Here is a 24,377-nt window from a genome sequence, read left to right on the forward strand (position 1 = left end):
CGTCGGACACCCATGACCTGGGCCCTCAGGCCTTGCGCAGGAAGCAGGTCTTCAGGACCAGCCCCTTGATCTTGTCCGAATGGCCTTCGATGTGTTCGGCATCGTCCTCGACCAGCCGGATGTTTCGGATCACCGTGCCCTGTTTGAGCACGATGGAGGAGCCTTTGACTTTCAGGTCCTTGATCACCACCACGGTGTCGCCTGCGGCGAGCACGTTGCCGTTGCTGTCGCGCACGGTTTGGCCGTAGGCCGCCACGGCCTGGACGGGCCACTCGTGGCCGCAATCACCGCAGACGAACTGATCGCCATCCTGCCAGGTGTTTTCGAGGGTGCATTGCGGACACGCGGGTGCGGTGGACATGGGACGACTCGACGGCGGGGGCACCCATTGTGCCGCAGCGTGCCGCGTGGCCGCGCGCCGGGAACAAAGCCGTTTCCGCAAGAAACCGGGCAATTCCGCCACGCGATCCACTCCGCCCGTGCGCACAGGCCCTGCCCCGCTCGTGATCGCCATCCTGGCCTGCCCCGAGGCAGGCGCATCCGCGCTGTACGGCATGTTCGACCTGCTGGCGAGCGCCGGGCAGGACGGCGAGCCCTCCGTCAAAGGCACGCCGGCTGCGGGCCCGCTGCGTCCGCGCATCCTCTCCCGCGATGGTGAACCGACCACGATGGCCCATGGCGTGCGGCTCACGCCGGACGGCAGCTTCGCCGACTTCCCGGACCCGGATCTGGTCTGCATCCCGGAACTGGTCGTACCGCAGGACCTGGGCCGGCTGGGCGGGTTGCTTGGAGACGAAGTGGACTGGCTGCGGCGCGGATACGCGCAGGGCGCCACCCTCGCCGCGGCCGGCTCCGGGGCCGTGCTGCTGGCCGAGGCCGGCCTGCTCGATGGCCAGCCTGCCACGACGCACTGGACCTGCTGCGAGCGGATGCAGAAGCGTTACCCGCGCGTGCGGCTGCAGTCGCAAAAGGCGCTGGTGGTCGCCGGCGAAGGACAGCGGCTGGTGATGTCGGGCGGCGGGGCGACATGGATGGACATGGCGTTGTTGCTGATCGCGCGGTTGCTCGACGTCGATGCGGCCATGCGGGTTGCGCGACTGAACCTTATCGATTGGCGCGGCGTGGGCCGGCAGCCCTTCGCCAGCTCGGGCCACGCGCGCCAGCAGGACGATGCGCTGATCGGCCAGGTGCAGGCCTGGATCGCGCAACACTACGACGTGCCCCGTCCGGTCGCGGCGATGGCGGCGCACAGCGGGCTGCCCGAGCGTTCGTTCGAGCGACGCTTCCACAAGGCCACCGGCATGACGCCGCTGGAATACGTGCACACGCTGCGCCTCGAGCAAGCCAGGCAGCAACTGGAAACGTCCGCCTGGCCGATCGAGGCCATCGCAGGCGGTTGCGGCTACGGGGATGCGGGCTATTTCAGCCGGCTGTTCGCCAGGCGCATGGGGCTGACGCCGTCCCAGTACCGGCGCCGCTTCGGCGCGCTGCAGCAGGTGCCGGCGCCCTGACCGCAGCCAGCCGACGTGCCGGACCGGCGACCTGCGCTATTGCGCCAGGTCGTAGTAGACCATCACGCGGAAGTCGCTGAGGTCGCTTGCATCCGCCGGGTTGTCCTGGTCGACGCGCGCATAGCGCAGCCGGACCATCAAGCCCTTGAGCGCGCCTTCCGTCGGCGCCCACTGGACGTTGAAGTCGGTCTCGTCGCGCTCGAATGCCGTCGGCGAGTCGGGATCGCTGCCGGTGACGTGCAGCGCGTACATGCTCAGCCCGTCCATCCACTTGGGCGTGTAGCCCAGTCGCACCAGCCAGGCATCCTCGCCGTCGCGGTTGAAATCCTCGACCTGGACGCTGGTGTACCCGGGATAGCCGCTCCAGGGGCCACGCATGTCCGCATCGCCGTTGGCGCTGGTGTAGGCCACGGTGAGCAGCGTGCTGGCCCATGCCAGCTCGGACTTCAGGCCCCACTGGTGCGCCGAGAAGTCGGTGCCGGTGAGCAGCTCGTCGCCGACGCTCTGCTGGTCGGTGAACTGCAGCCCGAAGCGAAGCTTCATGGTGTCGGTCAACGAGAAGCCGTACTTGGCCTCGGTATAGAAGATGTTGATGATGTCGTCGCTGTAATAGTTGATGGCGCCGATCGACAGCTCGCCCAGCTTGTAGTTCACGCCGGCCGCGAACACGCCGTGGTCGACGTCGTCGGGTGCACCGGCGTCGTCCGACATCGAGACGAACTCGTCGGAATTGCGTTCCTTGATCTTGTCGACATAGGCCGCGCCCCAACGCCACTGGCTCTGGTCGGTGCCGTTGCCATGCTGGCCCTGCACGAGCGCCAGCAGGAAGGTGTTGGGCGTCATCCGCGAGTCGTTGCGGTTGATGAAAGGCGTGTCGATGCCGCGCGCGCCCACGGTCGCCTTGATCTGGTCATTGAACTTGAACTCGCCGTAGAGCTCGCCCAGCACCGTGTAGCCTTCCTGGCCGGGCGCCAGCAGCAGGGTGCCGTCCTTGTCATCGGGACCGTCCAGCTTCTGCGAGGTGTACACGGTGGCGCCGATGGAAAAGATGTCGCGGAAATAGCCGGTCTTGAAGCCCAGCGATCCGCCGATGGCCCAGGCCTCGCTCTCGGAATCGTCGTATTTCTCGCGATCCAGGTAGTAGGTGCGCAGCTGCGCCTTCAACTCGGTGTCCGCCCATGCCTGCCGGCGGGTCTCGCGCACCCACTCGGCGTGCGAACGTGGTCCGAAGCTTTCGTCCAGCGGCGTCTGCCCCTGCTCGGTCGAACTGAGCGCGGCATCGACCGGCGCGGCGGCTTCCTCATCCTCTTCCTTCACCGGTGGCGGCGTTTGGGAGGACGGGGTCGCCTGCGCCACCTGAGTAGCCGGTTGCGGGGCCTGCGCCTTCGGGACCAGCCACGCATCCAATGCGGCCGGGGCCGCCGTCGCGGCTGGCCACGTCGAAGAAGCCGGCGCCGCCGGCGGCGCGGGCTGTTGGGCCCGCGCCGGCATCGAGGCCAGGTACGCCATGCACGCAAGCGCCAGTGAAAGCCGGACGCCGGGGCGGCGCCGCGAATCATCAACCCTGCTGACTGCGTCCATGTGACCTCCTGGCGCCCTGGTTGCGGGGCTTACTGGGAAAGCAACATCGCGAAGTAGCCAAATACGGTGTACAGCACACCCGAGACCGCGTAACCGACCGGGAAACCCACCCACGGCACGCTGCTGCCGATCTCCTTGGAGGCCTCGCGCGCCGGGCCGGAGTGCGAGCGCGAGCCCGCGACGCCGCCCATGAGAACCGCGGGATTGATCTTGAAGATGTGGTAGCCGATGGCCCAGGGTCACGAACGGCGGAATCGTGCTGGCGACAAAGCCGGCCACGAAGATCTTGACCGCGATGGCGCCGGTCAGCTGCTCCAGCAGCGTGGCACCGGCGTTGATGCCGACGATCGCGATGAAGGTCACCAGGCCCAGATCCTCGAGAATGTTGCGGGCCGCGTTCGGCGTGCTGCCGAAGAAGCGCAGGCGCGACACGATCGACGACACCAGGATGCCCGACAACAGCAGGCCGCCTGCATTGCCCAGGCCCACCGAGAAGTCCCCCACCGGCACGGTGATCTTGCCGATCAGCAAGCCGATCACCATGCCCGCCGACAGCGTGAGCAGGTCGGTCGATGTGCTTGGGCGCGCGATCTTGCCCAGCACCTCGCCCGCCTTGTCCACGGCGCTCTTGAGGCCGGTGACGTACAGGACATCGAAGCGCTTGAGCGCCACCTCGGTACCCAGGGGCAGCACCTCGCCCGAGCGCTCGATGCGGCTCAGCCCGATCTGCCCGCCCACATCGGTTGCACCCAGCGACTTGAGCGGCTTCTCATCGAAGTCCTTGTTGGTGAGCAGGATCTCGGCCTGGTCCAGCGGGATGCTCAGCACCTTGGCGTTGGGCACTTCCTCGCCCAGCAGCCCCAGGTTGGCGGTGAGGTCTTCCAGGCGACCGCCGAGGGCGACGAGATCGCCTTGCCGAAGGACCACGTCCGGCGCGGCCCCCAGCACTTCATCGCCGCGCATCACGTTGACGATGCGGTATTGCGGGTAGGTCTGACGGAACTGGGAAATGCTCTTTCCGGCCGACGCCGGGTTGTCGAGCCGATAGGCCCGCAGGCCGCCGGCGCGATAGCCGCTGAGCGCTGCGTCGTCGACGTTCTGGACGCCGTGCTCGAGCTCGTACTCCTTGGCCGCCTTGCGCGCATCCACGCCCCACCAGCGGGGCAGGTACTTGCAGATCAGGATGATGCCGACCGTGCCCCAGATGTAGGTCACGCCGTAACCCAGCGCGATCATGCCCGAGACCTGCTCGGCAGTGCCGCCGGCAGGAATCTTGTAGGCGCCCTGCTCCACCGCCATCTCGGCCGTGCCGATCGCCGCGGACATCGTCTGCGAACCGGCCAAGATGCCGCCGGCCGAGCCTGGCGGCAGCGCGAAGACCTTGGTCATGATCACGACCAGGGCCAGACCCAGCACCGAGCAGATGACCGCAAGGATGGTGAAGGTGATGCCGTCCTTCTTCAGGCTGTTGAAGAACGCCGGTCCGACACGCAGCCCGACGCCATACATGAAGAGGTAATAGAAGAGCGACTTGGCAAAGTTGTCGAGCTGCAGCTTGACGCCGTAGGTCGACGCCCAAGTCGCCAGCGCCGCGCCGACGACGACCGCCGCGGCCACCATGCCCAGGCCATAGCCCTTGATCGAGAACTTGCCGACCCAGACCGCCATGCCTACCGTGAAGAACAGCAGGATGTAGGGGTTTTCCTGCAGGAACGTGAAGAACGCTTGCATGGCAGCCTCCGCATGTTGACGGTGCGTGGTCTTTCAGTGAGTGGACGAGGCCTTGCTGGTGGTCAAGGTCGAAGGCTTGAGCAGCTTGAGACCCTGCGCGGCCTGGTAGCCGTGGATCTCCTTGACGTCGAGCTTGCGCATGTAGGTGATCGTGTCGGCGGTGATCACCTGCCCCGGCACCATGATCGGGAAGCCGGGCGGATACGGGATCACGAAATTGGCCGACACCATGTCCGGACCGTCGGCCAGGCGCTTGTCGATGTCATTGCTGGCGAGCTTGATGAACTCGCAGTTGGCCTCGTCGTAGGCCATGAAGAACGCCGGCCGCATGTGGCCTTCGTTGCTGCCCGACCGGGGATCCTCGCGGAAGGCGTCGTTGAAGCGGCTGAAGTTCGGCAGGTCCGGCACGTCGACCATCAGCGACTTCACCCGCGCGTCGAAGACCGCCTGGGCCGCCGAGTCATGCTGGGACAGGCGGGAATCAATCTCGGACGACAGGTCGGCCAGCGCCTTGATCAGCAGCGCGGCATCGCTGTGCGTGTTGTTGATGTTGGTCTGAACCAGCACGCTGTTGCGCGAGGTCTTGTTGATCTGGATGTCGAAGCGCTCGGCCAGCATGCCCTTGAGCTGCGTGCCGTCGAAGCCCGCGGCCCCGCAGATCAGCGTCAGGCGGGTGGGGTCGAGTGCGAATTCGTCACGGTCCCAGGCATCGATGATCTGGTCCCAGGTCGCATTGGGTTCGCCGTAGTCCTTGATGCCCGACTCGCGGAACTCGGCCGGGATCATTTCTTCCGGCGTCGCGACGCGGAAGTACTTCGAGATCAGCGGATGGGTGTTGATCGCCTGGCGGATGCGGATGGCCAGGTCGGTCATCTGCATCGTCATGGCGTAGCCTTCCAGCTCCATCTGCCGGCGCGCCAGGTCGAGCGATGCGATCAGCTGCAGGTTCGGAGAAGTCGAGGTGTGCGCCAGGAACGCCTCCTGGAACGTGCCCTCGACATGGTGGAAGTCCTCGTCCCAGATCAGCATCATCGAACCCTGGCGGAACGCCGACATCGACTTGTGGGTCGAGTTGGTCTGGTAGACGCGGATGCGGACCTTGTCGGGGTCGGGCATCAGGCGCTTGTCGAGCAGAGAGGCATCCTTGGGGTCGAGTTCACCGCCGGCATTGGCCTCCTTCCACTTCGCGTATTCATCGCGATAGGCCTTGCTGCGATAACGGGCGGTCAGCGCGGCCGCCGCGCCCATCGCGGTGCGACGGCGGTGCAGCGGATTGAAGCGCGCGAAGCCGAACCACGCCTCGTCCCACAGGAACACCAGGTCGGGCTTGATGCCCAGGCATTCCTCCATCACCCGCCGCGGGTTGTACATGTGGCCATCGAAGGTGCAGTTGGTCATGTCGATGACCTTGACCCGGTCGAGCTTGCCTTCGGCCTTGCACTGGAGCAGTGCGTGCTTGATCGTGCGCAGCGGCACGGCGCCGTACATCGAGTACTGCGTGAGCGGGAACGCCTCCACGTAGTAGGGTTGCGCGCCGCTCAGCACGAAGCCGTAGTGGTGCGACTTGTGGCAGTTGCGGTCGACGACCACGATGTCGCCGGGCTTGCAGATCGCCTGGACCACGATCTTGTTCGAGGTCGAGGTGCCATTGGTGCCGAAATAGGCCCGCTTGGCGCCGAATGCGCGCGCGGTGGCCTCCTGCGCGCGCTTGATGTTGCCGGTGGGCTCCAGCAGGCTGTCCAGCCCGCCGGTCGTCGCCGACGACTCGGCGAACAGGATGTTCGAGCCGTAGAACTGGCCCATGTCCCGGATCCAGTTCGAGGAGAACACCGACTTGCCACGCGCGATGGGCAACGCGTGGAAGGTACCGATCGGACGCAGCGCGTACTTCTTGAGGTTGTCGAAGTACGGCGTCTCGTAACGGTCGCGTATGCCTTCCAGCAGCGCCAGGTGCAGCTCCATCGGTTCCTCGACGTGATGGAACAGCCGGCGGATGGGGGCGGCTTCCTCACTGCCTGCCAGCTTCTCCGGCGAACGGTCGGACAGCAGGTAGAGGTCGAGTTCGGGCCGGGCCAGCTTGATGGCGTGCGCCAGCTTGGTCGCGAGCCTTCCGGGCTCGATGTCGTCGCGGTCCACGTCGAAGTAGCGCGCCAGGAAGGCCTTCATGTCGGGGATGGCATGGGCCGAGTCGTAGCCGAAACCATCCACGATCACGACCGCCTGCAGCGAGCTGTTGAGCATGGCCGCAAGCGCCGCGTCCTCGAACGAGCCCACGTGCACCGGCGCGTACAGGAACTGGTCATCGCTGCGCCGCATGCGGCGCATGTCGTCGGAGGAGCGCTGCCAGCTCGCAGGATCGGTCGGCGTCACCACCAGCACTTCGAAGTACGGTCGCGCCTGCGCGCCACCATCGGCATCCGGCGGCAGCGCGTCGAGCAGGCTGACCTCGCTCTCGGCGCCTGCCTGCCAGGCCGATTCGTGCTGCCGGTAGTCACCCGAGAGCATCGCGCCGGAAACCTTCTGCACCAGACGGGCGAACGCCGCCGCATCGCCGCCGGCGTGCGCCGCGCGGATGGCTTCCAGCAGGCGGGCGCCGGGATAGGCCCAGCAGTATTCGAACCGGTTGATGGATTGCATCAGCCGCCCGCACTGGTCGCGGAGCTTCGTGGCTCGGGCGCCCTGCCCGCCCGCCCCGGCCCAGGCACGCGCCAGGGCATTGAGATGGCGCCACTGGTCCGCGCGGGCGGAGGCGGCAGCGAAGACACTGGTCAGTTCCATGCCCTTGGATTCGGCTACGTCGTTCATGGAGCGCTCCTGGAGTACCGTTCGGCGGGCGGTGTGAGGGGATCGCCGACGCGATGCCACGCGGACCACGCAAAGGGTCTCCACGCGCGGCATTGGCGTGACCTCGACGCTAGCCCCCTTCACGCGCAGCCCACAATTGGCCCTTGGCCCTATGCGCACAGCCCGTGGCGCTGAAATCCGCGTGCGCGCGTCACCGGCGATCGACGGCGCGTTCGATGGCTGCGCAGAAATATCCAGATGCCGATGGGCGGCCGCGGGGGGAGCAGGGCATGGGGACGCCAGGGCTGCGCCAGGCTGGCACCGTTCGTGCGATGCCTCGCCCCATGGCCGGGCTAGCGCGTGATTCTTCGGAGGGCGTGGCGCCGCACGAGTCGTCCATTGCCAGGCCGAGGAGTCCTGGGGCGCCCAAGGCTGGTGGAATCACCAGCACGAGCTGTGGCGACCGCGCAGATGCGGCAGCCACCAGGTCCGGCGGACCTGGAGGAGTGGTGATGCGTTGCGGGGACGGCGACGGGACGCGCGGCGACGGCACACGCTGGTTGCATCGACACATCCGGCCCATCTGGGGATCGCCGGCGGCTCTCGACGCTGGACATGGGCAGCACGCAGGCGGGCACGCCCGCCCACTGGCCGGCACGCGGGACGCAGTCGTTCGTCACCTGAGCGGGAAACAGGACACCCGGCGCCACTGCCAGGTCGCATCCGGTCCGATTCCCTGTGCAGCCGGATCGCCGAACTGGCACAAACCGGGATGGATAACGGACAAAAAAAACCCCGCCGGAGCGGGGTTTCAATCTGGAGGCCGAGGTCGGAATTGAACCGGCGTACGCGGATTTGCAGTCCGCTGCATAACCACTCTGCCACCCGGCCGGATGACGTTTTCGATTCTGACAGCGCGCGAACCATTTCGCAAAGCAGCTCGATCGCAAAGAATCCTGATCGCAGACAAGCTCGCGGCTGATGAAAAAAACGAAGCCCCGCGAGCGGGGCTTCGTCTGAAACTTGGAGCGGGAAACGAGACTCGAACTCGCGACCCCGACCTTGGCAAGGTCGTGCTCTACCAACTGAGCTATTCCCGCAGAGGAACCGACATTTTAGGCATGAATTTTTTGGTGTCAACTGTTTCGTGAATCTTCCCTCAGGGTCGGCCAGGCCGCATGCAGGTAGGCCAGACCGGACCACAGGGTCAGCAGCGCGGCGGCCGCGAGAAGCCATTCGCCGATGGTGAACACGGGGATCCGGATGACCCCGCCCGACCACCGCAGCAGCAACGGCTCGAAGTACAGCAGGAAGGCCAGCGCCACCATCTGCACGATGGTCTTGATCTTGCCGATGCTGGCCACTTTCACCCGGGCCCGCTGGCCCAGTTCAGCCATCCACTCGCGCAAAGCCGACACGGCGATCTCGCGGCCGATGATCACCGCCGCCCACAGCGCCATCCAGGGCGTCGGGTGCTTCTGGACGATCAGCAGCAGCGCCACGGCCACCATCAGCTTGTCGGCGACGGGGTCCAGGAAGGCGCCGAACGCCGAGGACTGGTCGTAGCGGCGGGCGATCCAGCCATCGAGCCAGTCGGTGACCGACGCCAGGACGAAGACGAACGCGGCCGCGAAGTTGGTCCAGTTGTTGGGAAGGTAGAACACCAGCACCAGCACGGGGATCAGCAGGATCCGCAGCAGGGTGAGCAGGGTCGGGACGGTCAACTTCATTCGCGCAGGTTCTCTTACGTTTGCAGCCCGTGCAGGGTCGCATAGATGCGTGCGGCCAGCGCCTCGTTGACGCCGTCCACCCGCGCGATCTCCTCCACCCCCGCCGCCTTGAGCCCGCCCAGGCCACCGAAATGGCGCAGCAGCGCGGCACGGCGCCGCGGGCCGATACCCGGGATGTCCTCCAGCCTACTGGTGCTGCGCGCCTTCTGGCGACGGCCCCGGTGGCCGGTAATGGCAAAACGGTGCGCTTCGTCACGAACCTGCTGGACCAGCTGCAGGGCCGGCGACTGGGGGCCCGGATGCAGGGTCCGGCCGTCGGGAAGGAGCAATTCTTCCTCGCCGGGCCTGCGCTCCGGCCCCTTGGCGACGCCGACCAGGGCCACGCCATCCACTCCCAGGTCGGCCAGGGCGGCGCGTGCCTTGGCAACCTGCCCCGCCCCGCCGTCGATGAGCAGCACGTCCGGCAGGACGGTCTGCTCCTCCACGGCGCGCCGGAACCGGCGTTCGATCGCCTGGTGCATGGCCGCGTAGTCGTCCCCGGGCACGATGCCGGTGATGTTGTAGCGCCGGTACTGACCGCGCACCGGCCCTTCGCTGTCGAACACGACGCAGGAGGCCACGGTGGCCTCCCCCATCGTGTGGCTGATGTCGAAGCATTCGATGCGCGCCGGCAGCGCCGGCAGCCCGAGCAGGTCACGCAGGCCTTGTGCGCGGGCCAGCTGCGCGGCGTGGCTGGTACGTTCGCTGGCCAGGGACAGTTCGGCGTTGCGGCGGGCCAGGTCGAGATAGCCGGCTCGTTCGCCGCGCACGCTGGTGCGGATCTGCACCTTGCGTTCGCCGGTGGCCGAGAGGGCCTGTTCGATGAGTTCGCGATCGGGGATGTCGCGGTCGATCACAATCTCGCGCGGCGCGGCCTGTTCGGCGTAGTACTGGGATACGAAGGCCGCCAGGACCTCGGCTGCGTCGGTGCTGCCGCCGGTCCTGGGAAAGAAGGCGCGCGTGCCCAGGTTGCGGCCGTCGCGGAAGGCCAGCAGCAGTACGCAGGCCGCCGCGTCCTGCATGGCGATGGCCAGCACGTCCAGATCGGCGGCGCGTCCGTCGACGTACTGGCGTGCCTGCAGGCTGCGGATGGACTGCATGAGGTCGCGCAGGCGCGCGGCTTCCTCGAAGTCCAGCCGCCCGCTGGCCGCTTCCATGGCGGCGCCGAGTTCCTGGCTGAGTTCATCGCTGCGACCGTCGAGGAACAGGCCGGCCCGCCGCACGCTTTCGGCGTATTCGTCGGCGAAGACCAGATTCACGCAGGGGGCGCTGCAACGACCGATCTGGTGCTGCAGGCAGGGCCGCGAACGGTTGCGGAAGACGCTGTCCTCGCAGCTGCGCAGGCGGAACAGCTTGTGCATCAGGTTGAGCGTCTCGCGCACGGCGCCGACGCTCGCGTACGGGCCGAAGTAGCGGCCAGGCACCGCGCGCGGGCCCCGGTGCATCGCGATCCGCGGCCAGTCCTCGTTGGTCAGCAGCACGTAGGGGTAACTCTTGTCGTCGCGCAGCAGCACGTTGTAGCGCGGCTTGAGCGACTTGATGAGCTGGTTCTCGAGCAGCAGCGCCTCGGTCTCGGTGCGCGTGACCGTCACCTCCATGCGCGCGACCTGCGCCAGCATGGTCATGATCCGCGGCGACTTCGGCGTGGCGTTGAAGTAGCTGGCCACGCGGTTCTTCAGCGCGCCGGCCTTGCCGACGTACAGCACGCCCTCGTCGGCCGCGATCATCCGGTACACGCCGGGCGCGGTGTTCAGGCCCTTGACGAAGGCCTTGCCGTCGAAGGCGGGCGGTTTTGCGGTCATCGGGGCGCGGATCGGACGCGTAAAAAGGACTGGGAGAACTGGGGCCGATTATGCGTCAGGGCAAGGCGGCGACCGGTGCGGAGGCGGGATCGCCAGCACGGGGCACTCGCGGCGACGCAGGCCGGGACACTTGTTCAGGCGCCTTGTTCAGTCCCCACGCGACGGCCTGCGCGCCGGGCTTCAGCCTTGGGCCGCCATGCGCGCCTGCGCCCGCGCAAGGTCCTCGGGCGTATCCACGCCAGGCGGGAACGGCTCCGGCGTGGCGGCGACGGCAATGCGATATCCGGCCTCCAGGACGCGCAGCTGTTCCAGGGATTCGACCTGCTCGAGCCGTCCCGGCGGCATCGCGGCGAACTGCTGCAGGAAACCCGCGCGATAGGCATAGATGCCGATATGCCGCCACCAGTGGCCGCCGGTGGGCAACCGGGTGCGATCGTCCGCGAACGCGTCGCGCGGCCAGGGCAACGGTGCCCGGCTGAAATAAAGCGCGTCCCCGTTGTGGCCCTGTACCAGCTTCACGGCATTGGGATCGAACAGGGTCGCGGCGTCGTCGATGGGTGCGGCCAGCGTGGCCATGTCGGCGCCGCTGCGCACGAGCAGGTCGGCCACGGCGCGAATCCCCTGGGCCGGGGCGAAAGGCTCGTCGCCCTGCAGGTTGACCACGACGGTGTGGGCGTCCCAGCCGGCGATGCGCGCGCACTCGGCGAGGCGGTCCGTGCCGGAGGCGTGCGAGGCCGAGGTCATCGCAATCCGTACGCCACTGCCCTCCAGTGCGTCCGCGATGCGCGAGTCGTCCGCCGCCACCCAGACTTCGGTGGCGCCTGCCGCCAGCGCGCGACGCGCCACGTGCAACACGAGCGGTTCGCCGGCGAGCAGCTGCATCGGTTTGCCCGGCAGCCGAGTGGCGGCGTAGCGGGCGGGAATGGCGACGACAAAGGACGTGTGATCGCTCATGCGGAGGCGCTCATGCGGTGGCGGTCATGCCGCAGTCGTGGATGGCGTCGTGGAGAAAGCGGTCCAGCGATGGAGCGGAATCGGCGACAACTGGGGTTGGCGCCTGTCCGCACGCGACGCGCCGGCACGGCTGAGAACCCGCGGGCGATCACCCTCGCTGGACCCGGCTGAGCAGTGCAACCCAGAACGCCTCGGGCAATTCGGCGCGCACCGGCACGCTGTAGAAATCATCGTTCGCCAGCGCGCCGCACTTCACCGCGTCCTTCTCCGTCATCAGCACCGGCAGGCGGCTGCCGAACTCGAAGTCGGCCGCCTCGTAGCGATGGTGGTCGTCGAAGGCATGCGGCACGACCGCGATGCCGAGGCCGCGCAGCATCGAGAAGAAGCGCTCCGGGTCGCCGATGCCGGCAACCGCGTGCACGCGCTGCCCGGAGAACGAAGCCAGCGGGCGCGCCCGCCCGGAAGTCAGGGGCAGCGCCAGGTCGCCGTGCAGGCGCATCGGCCATTCGCCGAAACCGGCGCCCACATGCCCCGGCGCCGGCACGCCGCCCAGGTTCACCACGCGGAAATGGCATTGCTGTGCCCGCTCCACCGGCTCGCGCAATGGTCCGGCGGGCAGGAGTTCGGCATTGCCATAGCGGCGCCGGCCGTCGATGACTTCGATCTCGACGTCGCGGGCAAGTGCGTAATGCTGCAGGCCGTCGTCGCAGACGATGATGTCGCAGCCGGCCTCCTTGAGCGCCAGCGCCGCGTCCGCACGGCGACGGTCGACGCGCAGCTTCACGCCGGTGCGGCTTGCGATCAGCGCCGGTTCGTCGCCCACGTGCTCGGGCGCGCTGTCGCGCTCGACCCACAAGGGGACGCGTGGATTGTCGCGGCCGTAGCCGCGGCTGGCGACACCGGGATTCCAGCCTTCGGTGCGCAGGCGTTCGACCAGGGCGATGGTGAGCGGCGTCTTGCCGGTTCCTCCCACGCTGATGTTGCCTACCACGATCACCGGGATGCCGGGATGCCGCGCGCGCTTCCAGCCGCGGGCGAACGCGCGCCGGCGCAGGCCGGTCAGCGCGGCGTACAGGGCCGCCAGCATGCGCATGCCGATCGGGCTGCGGGCTTCGCCGTACCAGTACCCCGGCCATTGCTTGCGCGACAAGCTCATTCCTCCCGGAACTGCATGCGGTGCAGGTGTGCGTAAAGGCCACCGGCTGCGAGCAGTTCATGGTGGGTGCCGCGTTCGACGATGCGCCCGTGGTCGAGCACCAGCACCTGGTCGGCGTGCTCGATGGTCGACAGCCGGTGGGCGATCACCAGCGTGGTCCGGTTGGGCATGAGGTGGTTCAACGCGTCCTGCACGAGCCGCTCGGACTCGGTGTCGAGCGCCGCGGTGGCCTCGTCCAGGATCAGCACCGGCGCGTCCTTCAGCATGGCCCGGGCAATGGCCACGCGCTGGCGCTGGCCACCGGACAGCCGGCCACCCTTGGTGCCCAGGCTGGTGTCGAGGCCTTCGGGCAGGCGTTCGACGAACTCCATGGCGTTGGCGGCGCGCACGGCACGCTCCAGCGCTTCGGGCGAGGCATCCTGCATCTCGCCATAGGCCACGTTGGCGGCCACCGAACCGTCGAACAGCATCACCTGCTGTCCGACCAGCGCCAGCTGCCTGCGCAGGTCGGTCAGGCGGTATTCCTGCAGTGGATGCCCATCGAGCCGGATCTCACCGGACTCGGGGTCGTAGAAGCGCGGGATCAGCTTGATGAGCGACGACTTCCCGCTGCCGGAGCGCCCGACGATGGCGGTCACGGTGCCCGGGCGCGCGGTGAAACTGATGCCGGCGATGGCCGGCTCGGTCTGGCCGGGATAGCGCGCGGTGACGTCGCGGAACTCGATCACGCCCTGTGCGCGCGTGAGTTCGCGCGTCCCGATGTCGGCCTCGTCGGGTGCGTCGAGCACCTCGAACAGGCGGTCGGCCGAAGCCACGCCCCGCTGCAGCATGCCCTGCACGTTGGTGAGCTGCTTCAGGGCCGGGATGATGGCCATCATCGACATCATCAGGGCCACGAAGCCGCCAGCGGAGAGACGGTCCGCCATCGCCTCGCGCCCAGCCAGGAACAGCAGCAGGGCCAAGGCCACCGAGCCCATCAACTGCACGACCGCCGACGAGATGCTGCGCGTGGATTCGACCTTCATGCTCAGGCCCAGATGGGTATCGGCCTGGCTTTCGTAGCGCGCCAGTTCCACGCCCTGGGCGCCGTACACCTTCACTTCCTGCTGGTTGGAAAGGGCCTGGTCGGCGGCCTGCATCAGCTTGCCGCTGCTTTCCTGGATGCGGTGGCTGATGCGCCGGTAACGCTTGCCCACCTTGTCCATCATCCAGGCCAGGGGCGGCGCCATCAGCAGGATCGCCACGGTCACCTGCCAGCTGGTCAGCAGCATCACGATCAGCGCGGCGATGACCTGGAAGGACTGCTGCAGCATGACCTTCATCGCGTCGATGGCGGCCTGCGCCACCTGGTCGCTGTCCGACCCCAGGCGCACCAGCATGCCCGGCACCGGTTCGACGTCGAACCGCGATCCCGGCAGGCGCAGGTACTTGCCCAGCACCTGCACACGCAGGTCGCGGGCGATGCTGCGGCCCGAGCGGCCCATGTTCATGTCGGTCAGGTAGCCCGCGATGCCGCGCACCACGAACAGGCCGATGATGGCCAGTGGCAACAACGCGCTGCGGCTGGCGTCCTTGTCGATGAAGGTGGTGTTGATCACCGGCTCCATCAGCTTGGTGAAGGCGCCGCCCGCGGCGGCCTCCACCAGCATGCCGACGAAGGCGATCGCCAGCAGCGGGCGGTAGGGCCGCGCAAACCCGATCAGTCGCCGGTAGACGAGCCACGGCGCGACGCGGTCGGTCACTGCGTTTTTCCCTGCGGCCGGACTTCCGGGGCGGTGGCGATCATGACCTGGCGGAAGCCCAGCTGGCCGAGCGCGTCGTAGGCCGTCACCACCGCCTGGTGCTGGGTGCGGGCGTCGGCGCGCAGCAGGACCTTGCGGTTGCGGTCGCTGCCAGCGACTTCGGCCAGCGTGGCCTTCAGCGACTCGATGTCGTCGCGCAGGACTTCACGGTCATCGACGAAGTAGCGGCCATCGGCATTGATGAGCACGCTGAGCGCGCGGGAGGAGTCCTTGGCGTCTTCGCCCGTCGCGCGCGGCAGCTCGAGCTTGAGCACCGAACGCGCGTCGAAGGTGGCGGTGACGACGAAGAAGATGATCAGCACCAGGATGACGTCGATCAGCGGGATCATGTTGATCTCCGGTTCGTCGTCCTTGCGGTGGTCGCGGATTCTCATGGAAGGCCGGCCGCCGCTCAGCCGCCGCTGACCGGGGGCGTGATGCCGTGCGCGCCGGCCGAGACTTTCGCCGAGGCAGGACGCAGGTCGATGGTGTCCAGCAGCTGCATGGCCTCATGCTCCATGTCGACGATGTACTCGGCGATGCGGCCCCGGAACCAGCGATGGGCGATCAGGGCGGGAATGGCGACGATCATGCCAGCCGCGGTGCAGACCAGGGCCTTGCCGATACCGCCGGCCAGCTGGTTCACGTCGCCGATGCCGTGGTCGAGGATGCCCAGGAACATCTGGATCATGCCGACGACGGTGCCGAACAGGCCCAGCAGCGGCCCGGCGGCAGAAATGGTGCCCAGCGTGTTCAGGTAACGCTCCATCCGGTGCACCAGGTGCCGGCCGACGTCCTCGATCCGCTCACGGATCTGGTCGCGCGGACGCAGCCGGACGTCCAGAGCCGCCGCCAGCAAGGCGCCCAGGGGGGACGTAGCGCGCAGGGACTCGATGTGGGCCGGGTCGAGCTTGCCGCCCGAGGCCCACGCCCGCACTTCCTTTCCAAGGCCCGGAGGCAGCACGGACCGCCGGCGCAGGGTCCAGGCGCGTTCGACCACGATCGTCAGCGCCAGCACCGACAGCAACAGCAGCGGAATCATCGGCCAACCGCCGGCCTTGACCAGTTCCAGCACTCGCTAACTCCCGGCCCGCGGCCGCGTGAAGGACAGTACGACCGATAGCATACGTAGCGGGCCGCATGGTGGCGACATATCCGGGCGCGGCGGGGTCGATTCAAGGCGAACGGCTGGCATCCCAGAGACGGGGCTGTGCGCCGCGTCGCGTTTCCAGCACCGTCCCGCGCGCCCGCAGGCCGATCCGCAGCGCGCCACCGTCGGCCGTGCTGGTCACCTGCGCACCGGCGATCCGCCAGCGCCGAACCACTTCGGGCCGGGGATGACCAAAGCGGTTGCCATGGCCGCTGGACACCAGGGCGTAGTGGGCGCCAGTGGCCGCGATGAAGCCGGGATCCGAGGAACCGTTGCTGCCGTGATGGGCGACCACCACGACGCGCGCGCGCAGCTGAGAGGCGCCGGCGCGCAGGAGGCGCTGCTCGATCACCTCGCCGATGTCGCCGGTCAGCAACGCCGCGCCATGTGCCGTCTCGATCCGCAATACGCAGCTGGACTCGTTGGCCAGATAGGGAAAATGCGCTGGAGGGTGCAGGAAGGACAGGCGCACGCCGTCCCAGTCCCAGGTCTGACCACCCTGGCACCGAAGGCTTCCAGGCGGCAGCGGACTGTCTTCCGGTGCCCAGGTGGCGGTGATGGGCATCTCCTGCGCCACCGTTCCGTAGCCCCCGGCGTGGTCGTTGTCGGCATGGCTGACGATCGCGCGGTCGATGCGTCGCACGCCCAGCGCGTGCAGGGCCGGCACCACGGCGCGTTCGCCGGCATCGAAACCGTCGCGGACCGACGGGCCCATGTCGTACAGCAGCGCATGGTGCGAAGTGCGAACCAGGACCGAGAGCCCCTGCCCCACGTCGATGACGACCAGTTCGGCCTCGCCCCGGCGCGGGAGGTCGCGATCGGGCCAGAGCAGGGGCAGCCACAGCAGCAGCGCCAGCGCCTTGCCGGGGACACCGCGCGGCAGCAACAGCCAGAAGGCGCCCAGCAGGGCCAGGGGCAAGGCCAGTCCATGGGCTTCAGGCAGCCACCAAAGCGACAGGCCACTGCGCGCCAGGTATTCGAACAGGGGCCAACTCAGGTCGAAACACATGCCGGCAAGCCGCCATGACGCGGCGCCGGCGTCGGCGCTGGCCGCATCGACCAGGAGTCCAAGCAGACTCAAAGGCACGACAACCAGACTCCACCAGGGAACCGCGAGCAGGTTGGCCATTGGCCCGGCAAGGGAGGCCTGGCCGAACAAGGCCACTCCCAGGGGAAGCAGGCCCAGGGTGGCTACGCCCTGGGCCGACAGGAAGTCGTGCAGAACGCGTCCGGAAGCTCGCGGCAGGCACCACAGGAGCCACGCCACGCCGGCGAAGCTCAGCCAGAAACCTGCGCCCAATACCGTCAAGGGATCAACCAGCAGCACCGCGATCAGGGCCAGCGCCAGCGCAGCCTGTGCGGGCAACGCGCGGCGCCAGGCGCGGGCACCGGCGACCACCGCGATCATGAGCACGGTGCGAAGCGTCGGCAGGGCGAAACCGGCGACCGCGGCGTACGCGCCGGCTCCCGCCACCGCTGCCAGGGCAACCGCTATCGGCGCCGGACATCGTCGCGCCAATGGCGCCCAGACCCACCAGACCAGGCGGACGAGCAGTGCAGCGAATCCGGCGACCAGTCCGACATGAAAGCCGGAGATCGCGATCAGATGCGTGAGGCCGTTGGCGCGCAGGACGATCCAGTCGGCGTCAGACAACGCACGCGTGTCGCCAAGGGCCAGCGCCCGCACGAAGCGGGAAGACGGCGCGGGCACGGCGCGGGCGATGCGCTCGGATCGCGCTTCGCGCCACGCCGCCAGGCCGCGGGCAGGCGCAATCCGCTCGGCAAGACGCGGCGCACGGACGTACCCCGTGGCGGCGACGCGTGCCGCCAGCGCGTACATTTCGCTATCGGGACTGCCTGGATTGCGCAGCCCCCGCGGCGGACGCAGACGCACCCACATCGACCAGCGTTCGCCACCCCGCAGGGTCACCCGTACGGGGTCAGGCCTTCCGGGCGCACCCTCGTCGTACCAGGCCAGGCGCAGCGTGCGGCCACGCAGCGCGGGCTCCCCGCCGCTGGCGTCCACTCGAAAATGAAATCGCGTCCGCCGGGGTTCGTGCGTCGGCAGGTCGACGATGTGCCCGGTGACGTGGACTTCCGCCTTTTCCCGTCGCACGGGCAACTGCTGCGACAGGGCCCACGCGGCATGCAGACTGGCCAGGGCGAAGCCCACCGTCACACTTCCGGCGAGGCGACCGATTGCCCGCGGGGAAACGTCGGGGCGGATCAGCCTCCGGCGATTCCAGCGTGCGCCGCTCCAGAGCCAGAGCCCGGTCAGCAGCAGGGGCGCAGTGAGCCACGTCGGGGTCAGGCGCGGCGACAGCAGAGCGAGCATGACTCCGCCCAGCAGCGCCGCGGCCACGCCCAGTCCGAGCGGCGCCGGCAGCGGTGCAGGAGGGGATGTCGGTGGCGTCCTTGCCACGGTATGCATGAGTGCCTAGACCTCCTGTCGCGGCAATTCCCTGAGCCGGCCTTCGTGGAGTTCCAGCACACGGTCCATGCGTCGGGCCAGTGAGCGGGCGTGGGTCACCAGCACGAGGCTGGTGCCCTGGTCGCGGTTGAGCGCGAGCATCAGTTCGAACACCGTGGCGGCGGTCTTCTCGTCGAGATTACCGGTGGGCTCGTCACCCAGCACGCAGGCGGGCTGGTTGACCAAGGGCCCGGGCGACGGCGGCGCGCTGACGCTCGCCACCGGACAGTTCACCCGGCTTGTGTTCCAGGCGATGCCCCAGGTTCACCGACTCGAGCAGGGCCTTTGCCCGGCGCGTGGCTTCCGGCACGGCGGTGCCGTTGAGCAGCACGGGCAGCATCACGTTTTCCAGCGCCGTGAACTCGGGGAGGAGGTGATGGAACTGGTAAACGAAGCCCAGCGCCTTGTTGCGAAGCGCGCCACGGGCAGCGTCGGACAGCGCGCTCATCTTCTGCCCGGCGACATAGACCTCGCCCTGCGTGGGCGTATCGAGCCCGCCCAGCAGGTGGAGCAGCGTGCTCTTGCCCGCCCCCGACGCGCCGAGGATGGCAACGGTCTCGCCCCGCTCCACGGCCAGCGAAAGGTTGTCGAACACCGGCGTGTGCATCTTGCCTTCGTCGTAGGTCTTGCCCAGACCCTCGGCGTGGATGACGGCCTCACTCATAGCGCAACGCCTCTGCCGGAGCGGTGTGGGCGGCGCGCAGCGCCGGGTAGATGGTGGCGAGGAAGGCCATGATGAGGGCGACGGCCGCGATCACCACGACGTCGCTGGGCTGAAGTTCGGTGGGCAGCCCGGTGATGTAGTAGACCTCGGGCGGCAACAGGATGATGCCGAAGACGTGCTCGAGGAACTGCAGGATGTGCTCCAGGTTGAGGGTCAGCACGATGCCCGACACCACCCCCAGCACGGTTCCGATGAAGCCGATCATCAGACCCTGCACCATGAACACCTGCATCACACCCCGGGGCGTGAGGCCGAGCGTGCGCAGGATCGCGATGTCGGCCTGCTTGTCCGTGACCAGCATCACCTGGGAGTTCACCAGCGTGAAGGCGCCCATCAGGATGATCAGCGACAGCAGGATCGCCATGATGGTCTTTTCCATGCGCAGCGCGCGGTACATGTTCGCGTTCTCGCTGGCCCAGTCGCTGACGCGGTAGGCGCCTCCCAGCTTGACCGCCAGCTCCCGCGCGACGTCGAAGGCGATGTCCATGTCATGCAGCTTCAGCCGCACGCCGGTGGCACCCTCGCCCATGCGCAACACCTTCTGCAGGTCGCGCATGTTGACGATGGCCATGCCCTTGTCGAATTCGTTGTAACCCGCCTCGAAGACGCCACTGACCGTAAAGCGCTTGAGCTGCGAGACGGCACCCACCGGCGTGCTGCGGAAATTGGCCGTCGTCACCACCACGCTGTCGCCGACCCCTACCCCGAGCCACAGCGCCAGCTCGCGGCCCAGCACGATGTTGAAACTGCCGGGCGTGAGGTCAGTGAGCCTGCCCTCCACCATCTTGTCGGCGAGGACCGATACCCGGCCCTCTTCCGCCGGCAGCACGCCGCGCACCATCGCAGGCTGGTTGCGGCTGCCCGTCAGCAGGGCCTCCTTCTCGACGTAGGGCGCCGCGCCGGCGACGCGCGGGTCGGCCGTCGCGATGGCGACCGCATGAGGCCAGTTCTCCAGCGGCTCGCCGTAACCGCTGACGGTGGCATGCGCCGCCATCTGCAGCATGCGGTCGCGGATCTCGCGCTGGAAACCGCTCATCACCGCCAGGGTGGTGATCAGCGCCGCCACGCCCAGGGCGATCCCTAGAATCGATGCGAAGGAAATGAAGGAGATGAAACCATTGCGTCGTTTGGCCCGGAGGTAACGCAGGCCAATGGCGACAGGTAGGGGTTTGAACATGCGTGGGGCCGGGGAGCGAGAAGGTTATGGTGCCACCGATCGCGGCACCCGCGCCGGCCCCCGGGCGGCAAGGGCCAGCCGGAGTTCACGACGCACGGGACGGCGCAGGGTGTCGGGCCAGCCGTGCAGGCGGTGTCGTCGTCCGTCCGGGCCCCGCCAGACCAGCACCGCCAGGGGACCCCGCCAGTAGACCTGCAACCCGTCCATGTCGACTCCGTCGATCGTGGCGGGCGCCGCCGAATGCGGCACCACCAGCCGGCGCAGGGGCCGCTTCCACTGGGTGGCGGACAAATGCGCGGCGTGGATGAGCGCCAGCGCGGCCAGCGGGACTGCCAGGTAGGTCGGCATCTCGGACATCAGGACGCAGACCGCCGCCAGCATGCCCAACACCAGCAGCGTCACGCACAGGATGCGTGACGCACCCAGCTCAAGGCGGCAGGGTGCGGATGTGGTCGACCAGTGCCTGGAGTTGCGCATCGTCGGAACGCTCATGGCCCATGAACCAGTGCCAGAGCTTATCGTCCTGGGATTCCAGCAACCGTAGGAAAACGTCCCGCTGGGCAGGGGAAGACTGCCGCCAATCACGATCCAGGTAACGGCCGAACAACTGGTCGAGCTCGCGCATCCCGCGCCGGCACCGCCAGCGCAGGCGGCTCAGTTCGACTTCGTCCGCATCGCTCACTTCAGCAGACCCCAGGCAATGACGCCCCACATCGTCCACAGGGCGGCCCCGCCGGCAATGTACGCCTTGAAACGGTGCATGACCTTGTTGTAGGTGCACTGGATCCAGCTGTGCAGCACGCGCATCAGCACGAATGCCCACGCCAGCCCAACCGTCACCGGCGTCACCAGATCGGCCTGCGCAGCCACCACGACGGCGAGGTAGAACAGCACGGGCAGTTCGAACAGGTTGCGGAAGTTATCCGCCGCGCGGCTGTCGGTCAGCTTCGACGCCGCCTGCGCGGACGTCGCCACGGCCTGGGGGTGGATGCGCTCGCGCTTCATCTGGCCGACGCGGGTAAAGAACATCCGCCACCAGACCACGAAAGTCAGGCCGGCCATCACCAGTACGGGGTAGAAGATCTGCTGATCGGACATCGGGCGTGGATCCCTGGACGAAGCCGCGCTTCAAAGGCCATGGAGCCCGGCCTTCCGGGTGCGCTGCGCCGACCCGGATCACGTGTCGCACGCCAGCGGCTGCCAGACGCAGCGCGTCCGGCCTGGATCAGACGCGGCGGGCCAGCATCAGCTTCTTGATCTCAGCGATCGCCAGCGCGGGGTTCAGGCCCTTCGGACAGGTCCGCGCGCAGTTCATGATCGTGTGGCAGCGATACAGCTTGAAGGGGTCTTCCAGGTCGTCCAGTCGCGCCCCGGTGTCTTCGTCGCGCGAGTCGACGATCCAGCGGTAGGCCTGCAGCAACACGGCCGGGCCGAGGTAACGCTCGCCGTTCCACCAGTAGCTCGGGCAACTGGTCGAGCAGCAGGCGCACAGGATGCATTCGTACAGGCCGTCGAGCTTCTTCCGATCGGCCGGGGACTGCAGGCGCTCGCGGTCCGACGGGGTCGGGCTCTGCGTGCGCAGCCAGGGACGAATCGACGCGTACTGCGCGTAGAAGTGCGTCATGTCCGGCACGAGGTCCTTGACCACCGGCATGTGCGGCAGCGGGTAGATCGGTACTTCCCCCTTGTCCGAGCAGTCCGCGATCGCCTTCGTGCAGGCCAGGGTGTTGGTGCCGTCGATGTTCATCGCGCACGAACCGCAGATCCCTTCGCGGCAGGAGCGGCGGAAGGTCAGCGTCGGATCGATCTCGTTCTTGATCTTGATCAGCGCGTCCAGGACCATCGGACCGCAGGTCGCCATGTCCACCTCATAGGTGTCCACGCGGGGATTCATGCCGTCGTCGGGGTTCCAGCGGTAGACCTTGAAGGTGCGCGGCTGCGAAGCGCCAGGCGCGGCCCAATGGCGGCCCTTCTGGATCTGCGAGTTCTTGGGAAGTTGGAATTCGGCCACGGTGCTCGCTCCGGATCAGTAAACGCGCTTCTTGGGCGGCACCACGGCGACGTCGTCGGTCAGCGTGTACATGTGCACCGGGCGATAGTCGATGCGGGCGTTGCCCGCCTCGTCCAGCCAGCACAACGTGTGCTTCTGCCAGTTCGCGTCGTCGCGGTCGGGGTAGTCCTCGCGGGCGTGTGCGCCGCGCGACTCGGTACGGTTGGCGGCCGACACGATCGTCACCAGCGCCTGGTCCAGGAGGTTGGACAGTTCGAAGGTCTCGATCAGGTCGGTGTTCCAGATCAGCGAACGATCACTGACCCGAACGTCGCCGAACGAGGCGTGGATCTCACGCATCTTCGCCACACCTTCAGCCAGTGTCTCGCCGGTGCGGAACACGGCGGCATCGGCCTGCATGGTGCGCTGCATCTTGTCGCGGATGATCGCCGTGGGCGTCCCGCCGCTGGCGTTGCGCAGGCGGTCCAGGCGCGCGAGTGCGGGATCGCAGGCGTCCGTTGACAGCTTGGCGTGCTCGCCACCGGACCGGACCGTTTCGGCGGCGCGGTTGGCCACCGCGCGACCGAACACCACCAGGTCAAGCAGCGAATTCGAGCCCAGGCGGTTGGCGCCGTGCACCGATACGCAGGCCGCCTCGCCGATGGCGTACAGGCCCGGCACGACCGCATCGGGATCGCCACCGCGCAGCTGCACGACTTCGCCGTGATAGTTGGTCGGGATGCCGCCCATGTTGTAGTGCACGGTCGGGATCACCGGGATCGGCTGCTTCTCCACGTCCACGCCGGCGAAGATCCGTGCCGATTCGGCGATGCCCGGCAGCTTTTCGTGGATCACTTCCGGTCCGAGGTGGGTCAGATCCAGCAGGATGTGGTCCTTGTGTTCGCCCACGCCGCGGCCTTCGCGGATCTCGATGGTCATCGAGCGGCTGACCATGTCACGTGGGGCGAGGTCCTTCACGCTGGGCGCGTAGCGCTCCATGAAGCGCTCGCCATTGCTGTTGCGCAGGATGCCGCCTTCGCCGCGGACGCCTTCGGTGATCAGGCAACCCGCGCCGTAGATGCCGGTCGGGTGGAACTGCACGAACTCCATGTCCTGCATGCCCAGGCCGGCGCGCAGCGCCATGCCGCCGCCATCGCCGGTGCAGGTGTGCGCCGACGTCGCGCTGAAGTAGGCGCGGCCGTAGCCGCCGGTGGCCAGCACCGTGCCCTGCGCGCGGAACAGATGGAGCGTGCCTTCGGCCATGTCCAGGGCGAGCACGCCGCGGCAGGCGCCGTGCTGGTCCATGATCAGGTCGAGCGCGAAGTATTCGACGAAGAACTGCGCGTCATGCGCCAGCGACTGCTGGTAAAGCGTATGCAGGATCGCATGGCCGGTGCGGTCGGCGGCGGCGCAGGTGCGCTGGGCCGGCGGGCCCTCGCCGAAGCGGGTGGTCATGCCACCGAAGGGGCGCTGGTAGATCTTGCCGTCATCCGTGCGCGAGAACGGCACGCCGTAGTGCTCGAGCTCGATGATGGCGGGGATCGCTTCCTTGCACATGTACTCGATCGCGTCCTGGTCGCCCAGCCAGTCCGACCCTTTCACGGTGTCGAAGAAGTGGTAGCGCCAGTCGTCCTCGCCCATGTTGGCCAGGGCGGCAGCGACACCACCCTGCGCGGCGACGGTGTGCGAGCGGGTCGGGAAAACCTTGGTGATGCAGGCGGTCTTGAGCCCCTTCTGCGCGAGGCCGAAGGTGGCGCGCAGGCCGGCGCCACCGGCGCCGACGACGACCATGTCGAA

At 67.9% G+C, this 24,377-nt stretch carries 18 protein-coding genes, 2 tRNA genes and 1 pseudogene; 1 reads left to right on the top strand and 20 read right to left on the bottom strand.

The genetic code is table 11. The features are described 5' to 3' along the window. Window positions 1-25 precede the first annotated feature (25 nt). Complete coding sequence (locus I8J32_RS15980) at window positions 26-361, bottom strand: zinc ribbon domain-containing protein YjdM (protein ID WP_200613491.1); 336 nt, start codon at window positions 359-361, stop codon at window positions 26-28. Window positions 362-479: 118 nt separating this feature from the next. Between I8J32_RS15980 and I8J32_RS15985 the strand changes: the two genes are divergently transcribed. Then, window positions 480-1,511 carry a GlxA family transcriptional regulator gene (locus tag I8J32_RS15985; RefSeq protein ID WP_200613494.1) on the top strand — a complete coding sequence of 344 codons (1,032 nt, stop codon included), beginning with the start codon at window positions 480-482 and terminating at the stop codon, window positions 1,509-1,511. Window positions 1,512-1,547: 36 nt separating this feature from the next. Here the strand turns inward: I8J32_RS15985 and I8J32_RS15990 are convergent, their stop codons facing one another. The 19 genes and pseudogenes from I8J32_RS15990 to sdhA form a co-directional block, all read right to left on the bottom strand. Further along, on the bottom strand, window positions 1,548-4,823 hold the full coding sequence (locus I8J32_RS15990) for an OprD family outer membrane porin (RefSeq protein ID WP_207526680.1): 3,276 nt from the start codon (window positions 4,821-4,823) through the stop codon (window positions 1,548-1,550). Between the two features lie 33 nt (window positions 4,824-4,856). Next, window positions 4,857-7,628, bottom strand: a complete 2,772-nt coding sequence (locus I8J32_RS15995; protein WP_200613502.1) for an aminotransferase class I/II-fold pyridoxal phosphate-dependent enzyme — start codon at window positions 7,626-7,628, stop codon at window positions 4,857-4,859. A 796-nt stretch (window positions 7,629-8,424) separates the two neighbouring features. Further along, window positions 8,425-8,498: transfer RNA gene (locus I8J32_RS16000), tRNA-Cys, on the bottom strand. A gap of 133 nt (window positions 8,499-8,631) precedes the next feature. Further along, window positions 8,632-8,707 (bottom strand) — tRNA-Gly (locus tag I8J32_RS16005). A 36-nt stretch (window positions 8,708-8,743) separates the two neighbouring features. Continuing rightward, a complete protein-coding gene (pgsA, locus tag I8J32_RS16010; RefSeq protein ID WP_200613504.1) occupies window positions 8,744-9,337 on the bottom strand; it encodes a CDP-diacylglycerol--glycerol-3-phosphate 3-phosphatidyltransferase in 594 nt (197 codons plus the stop codon). A 14-nt stretch (window positions 9,338-9,351) separates the two neighbouring features. Then, window positions 9,352-11,178, bottom strand: a complete 1,827-nt coding sequence (gene uvrC, locus I8J32_RS16015) for an excinuclease ABC subunit UvrC (protein ID WP_207526681.1) — start codon at window positions 11,176-11,178, stop codon at window positions 9,352-9,354. A 180-nt stretch (window positions 11,179-11,358) separates the two neighbouring features. Then, window positions 11,359-12,132 carry a 3-deoxy-manno-octulosonate cytidylyltransferase gene (gene kdsB, locus I8J32_RS16020; RefSeq protein ID WP_200613508.1) on the bottom strand — a complete coding sequence of 258 codons (774 nt, stop codon included), beginning with the start codon at window positions 12,130-12,132 and terminating at the stop codon, window positions 11,359-11,361. A gap of 148 nt (window positions 12,133-12,280) precedes the next feature. Continuing rightward, on the bottom strand, window positions 12,281-13,288 hold the full coding sequence (gene lpxK, locus I8J32_RS16025; protein ID WP_200613510.1) for a tetraacyldisaccharide 4'-kinase: 1,008 nt from the start codon (window positions 13,286-13,288) through the stop codon (window positions 12,281-12,283). Beyond that, window positions 13,285-15,030, bottom strand: a complete 1,746-nt coding sequence (gene msbA / locus I8J32_RS16030; RefSeq protein WP_245156360.1) for a lipid A export permease/ATP-binding protein MsbA — start codon at window positions 15,028-15,030, stop codon at window positions 13,285-13,287. Before msbA ends, lpxK begins: the two co-directional genes overlap by 4 nt. Then, the gene (locus I8J32_RS16035) at window positions 15,027-15,464 is read right to left on the bottom strand and encodes an ExbD/TolR family protein (protein ID WP_200613513.1); all 438 of its coding nucleotides are present in this window, start codon (window positions 15,462-15,464) and stop codon (window positions 15,027-15,029) included. The genes msbA and I8J32_RS16035 overlap by 4 nt, the downstream gene beginning before the upstream one ends. A gap of 17 nt (window positions 15,465-15,481) precedes the next feature. Then, complete coding sequence (locus I8J32_RS16040) at window positions 15,482-16,144, bottom strand: MotA/TolQ/ExbB proton channel family protein (RefSeq protein ID WP_200613515.1); 663 nt, start codon at window positions 16,142-16,144, stop codon at window positions 15,482-15,484. 100 nt (window positions 16,145-16,244) lie between these two features. Further along, window positions 16,245-18,650 (bottom strand): DNA internalization-related competence protein ComEC/Rec2, encoded by a 2,406-nt coding sequence (locus tag I8J32_RS16045; RefSeq protein ID WP_407060976.1) that lies wholly within the window; start codon window positions 18,648-18,650, stop codon window positions 16,245-16,247. A gap of 6 nt (window positions 18,651-18,656) precedes the next feature. Next, window positions 18,657-19,353: pseudogene (gene lolD, locus I8J32_RS16050) on the bottom strand (lipoprotein-releasing ABC transporter ATP-binding protein LolD). Beyond that, window positions 19,346-20,590: a lipoprotein-releasing ABC transporter permease subunit gene (locus I8J32_RS16055; protein ID WP_200613519.1), complete on the bottom strand. Its 1,245-nt coding sequence runs from the start codon at window positions 20,588-20,590 to the stop codon at window positions 19,346-19,348. The pseudogene lolD and the gene I8J32_RS16055 overlap by 8 nt, the downstream one beginning before the upstream one ends. Window positions 20,591-20,614: 24 nt before the next feature. Beyond that, window positions 20,615-20,992, bottom strand: coding sequence for a hypothetical protein (locus I8J32_RS16060; protein WP_407060977.1), 378 nt, complete (start codon window positions 20,990-20,992; stop codon window positions 20,615-20,617). Window positions 20,993-21,017: 25 nt separating this feature from the next. Then, entirely contained in the window at window positions 21,018-21,215 is a 198-nt protein-coding gene (locus I8J32_RS16065; protein ID WP_200614433.1) for an FAD assembly factor SdhE, read from the bottom strand. 53 nt (window positions 21,216-21,268) lie between these two features. Beyond that, window positions 21,269-21,688 (bottom strand): MAPEG family protein, encoded by a 420-nt coding sequence (locus I8J32_RS16070; RefSeq protein WP_200613521.1) that lies wholly within the window; start codon window positions 21,686-21,688, stop codon window positions 21,269-21,271. Window positions 21,689-21,815: 127 nt separating this feature from the next. Next, on the bottom strand, window positions 21,816-22,601 hold the full coding sequence (locus tag I8J32_RS16075) for a succinate dehydrogenase iron-sulfur subunit (RefSeq protein ID WP_200613523.1): 786 nt from the start codon (window positions 22,599-22,601) through the stop codon (window positions 21,816-21,818). A gap of 15 nt (window positions 22,602-22,616) precedes the next feature. Then, window positions 22,617-24,371, bottom strand: coding sequence for a succinate dehydrogenase flavoprotein subunit (gene sdhA / locus I8J32_RS16080; protein WP_245156534.1), 1,755 nt, complete (start codon window positions 24,369-24,371; stop codon window positions 22,617-22,619). Window positions 24,372-24,377 lie beyond the last annotated feature (6 nt).

The organism is Lysobacter solisilvae (assembly GCF_016613535.2).
In the GTDB taxonomy this organism is placed as follows: Bacteria; Pseudomonadota; Gammaproteobacteria; order Xanthomonadales; family Xanthomonadaceae; genus Agrilutibacter; species Agrilutibacter solisilvae.

Bases quoted from the DNA above. Each gene is read 5' to 3' on its own strand.
- I8J32_RS15995 (WP_200613502.1), bottom strand. From the start codon at position 7,628: ATGAACGACGTAGCCGAATCCAAGGGCATGGAACTGACCAGTGTCTTC.
- I8J32_RS16035 (WP_200613513.1), bottom strand. From the start codon at position 15,464: ATGAGAATCCGCGACCACCGCAAGGACGACGAACCGGAGATCAACATG.
- kdsB (WP_200613508.1), bottom strand. From the start codon at position 12,132: ATGAGCGATCACACGTCCTTTGTCGTCGCCATTCCCGCCCGCTACGCC.
- I8J32_RS16045 (WP_407060976.1), bottom strand. From the start codon at position 18,650: ATGCATACCGTGGCAAGGACGCCACCGACATCCCCTCCTGCACCGCTG.
- pgsA (WP_200613504.1), bottom strand. From the start codon at position 9,337: ATGAAGTTGACCGTCCCGACCCTGCTCACCCTGCTGCGGATCCTGCTG.
- I8J32_RS15990 (WP_207526680.1), bottom strand. From the start codon at position 4,823: ATGCAAGCGTTCTTCACGTTCCTGCAGGAAAACCCCTACATCCTGCTG.
- uvrC (WP_207526681.1), bottom strand. From the start codon at position 11,178: ATGACCGCAAAACCGCCCGCCTTCGACGGCAAGGCCTTCGTCAAGGGC.
- I8J32_RS15980 (WP_200613491.1), bottom strand. From the start codon at position 361: ATGTCCACCGCACCCGCGTGTCCGCAATGCACCCTCGAAAACACCTGG.
- sdhA (WP_245156534.1), bottom strand. From the start codon at position 24,371: ATGGTCGTCGTCGGCGCCGGTGGCGCCGGCCTGCGCGCCACCTTCGGC.
- I8J32_RS16055 (WP_200613519.1), bottom strand. From the start codon at position 20,590: ATGTTCAAACCCCTACCTGTCGCCATTGGCCTGCGTTACCTCCGGGCC.
- I8J32_RS16065 (WP_200614433.1), bottom strand. From the start codon at position 21,215: ATGCGCGAGCTCGACCAGTTGTTCGGCCGTTACCTGGATCGTGATTGG.
- lpxK (WP_200613510.1), bottom strand. From the start codon at position 13,288: ATGAGCTTGTCGCGCAAGCAATGGCCGGGGTACTGGTACGGCGAAGCC.
- I8J32_RS16070 (WP_200613521.1), bottom strand. From the start codon at position 21,688: ATGTCCGATCAGCAGATCTTCTACCCCGTACTGGTGATGGCCGGCCTG.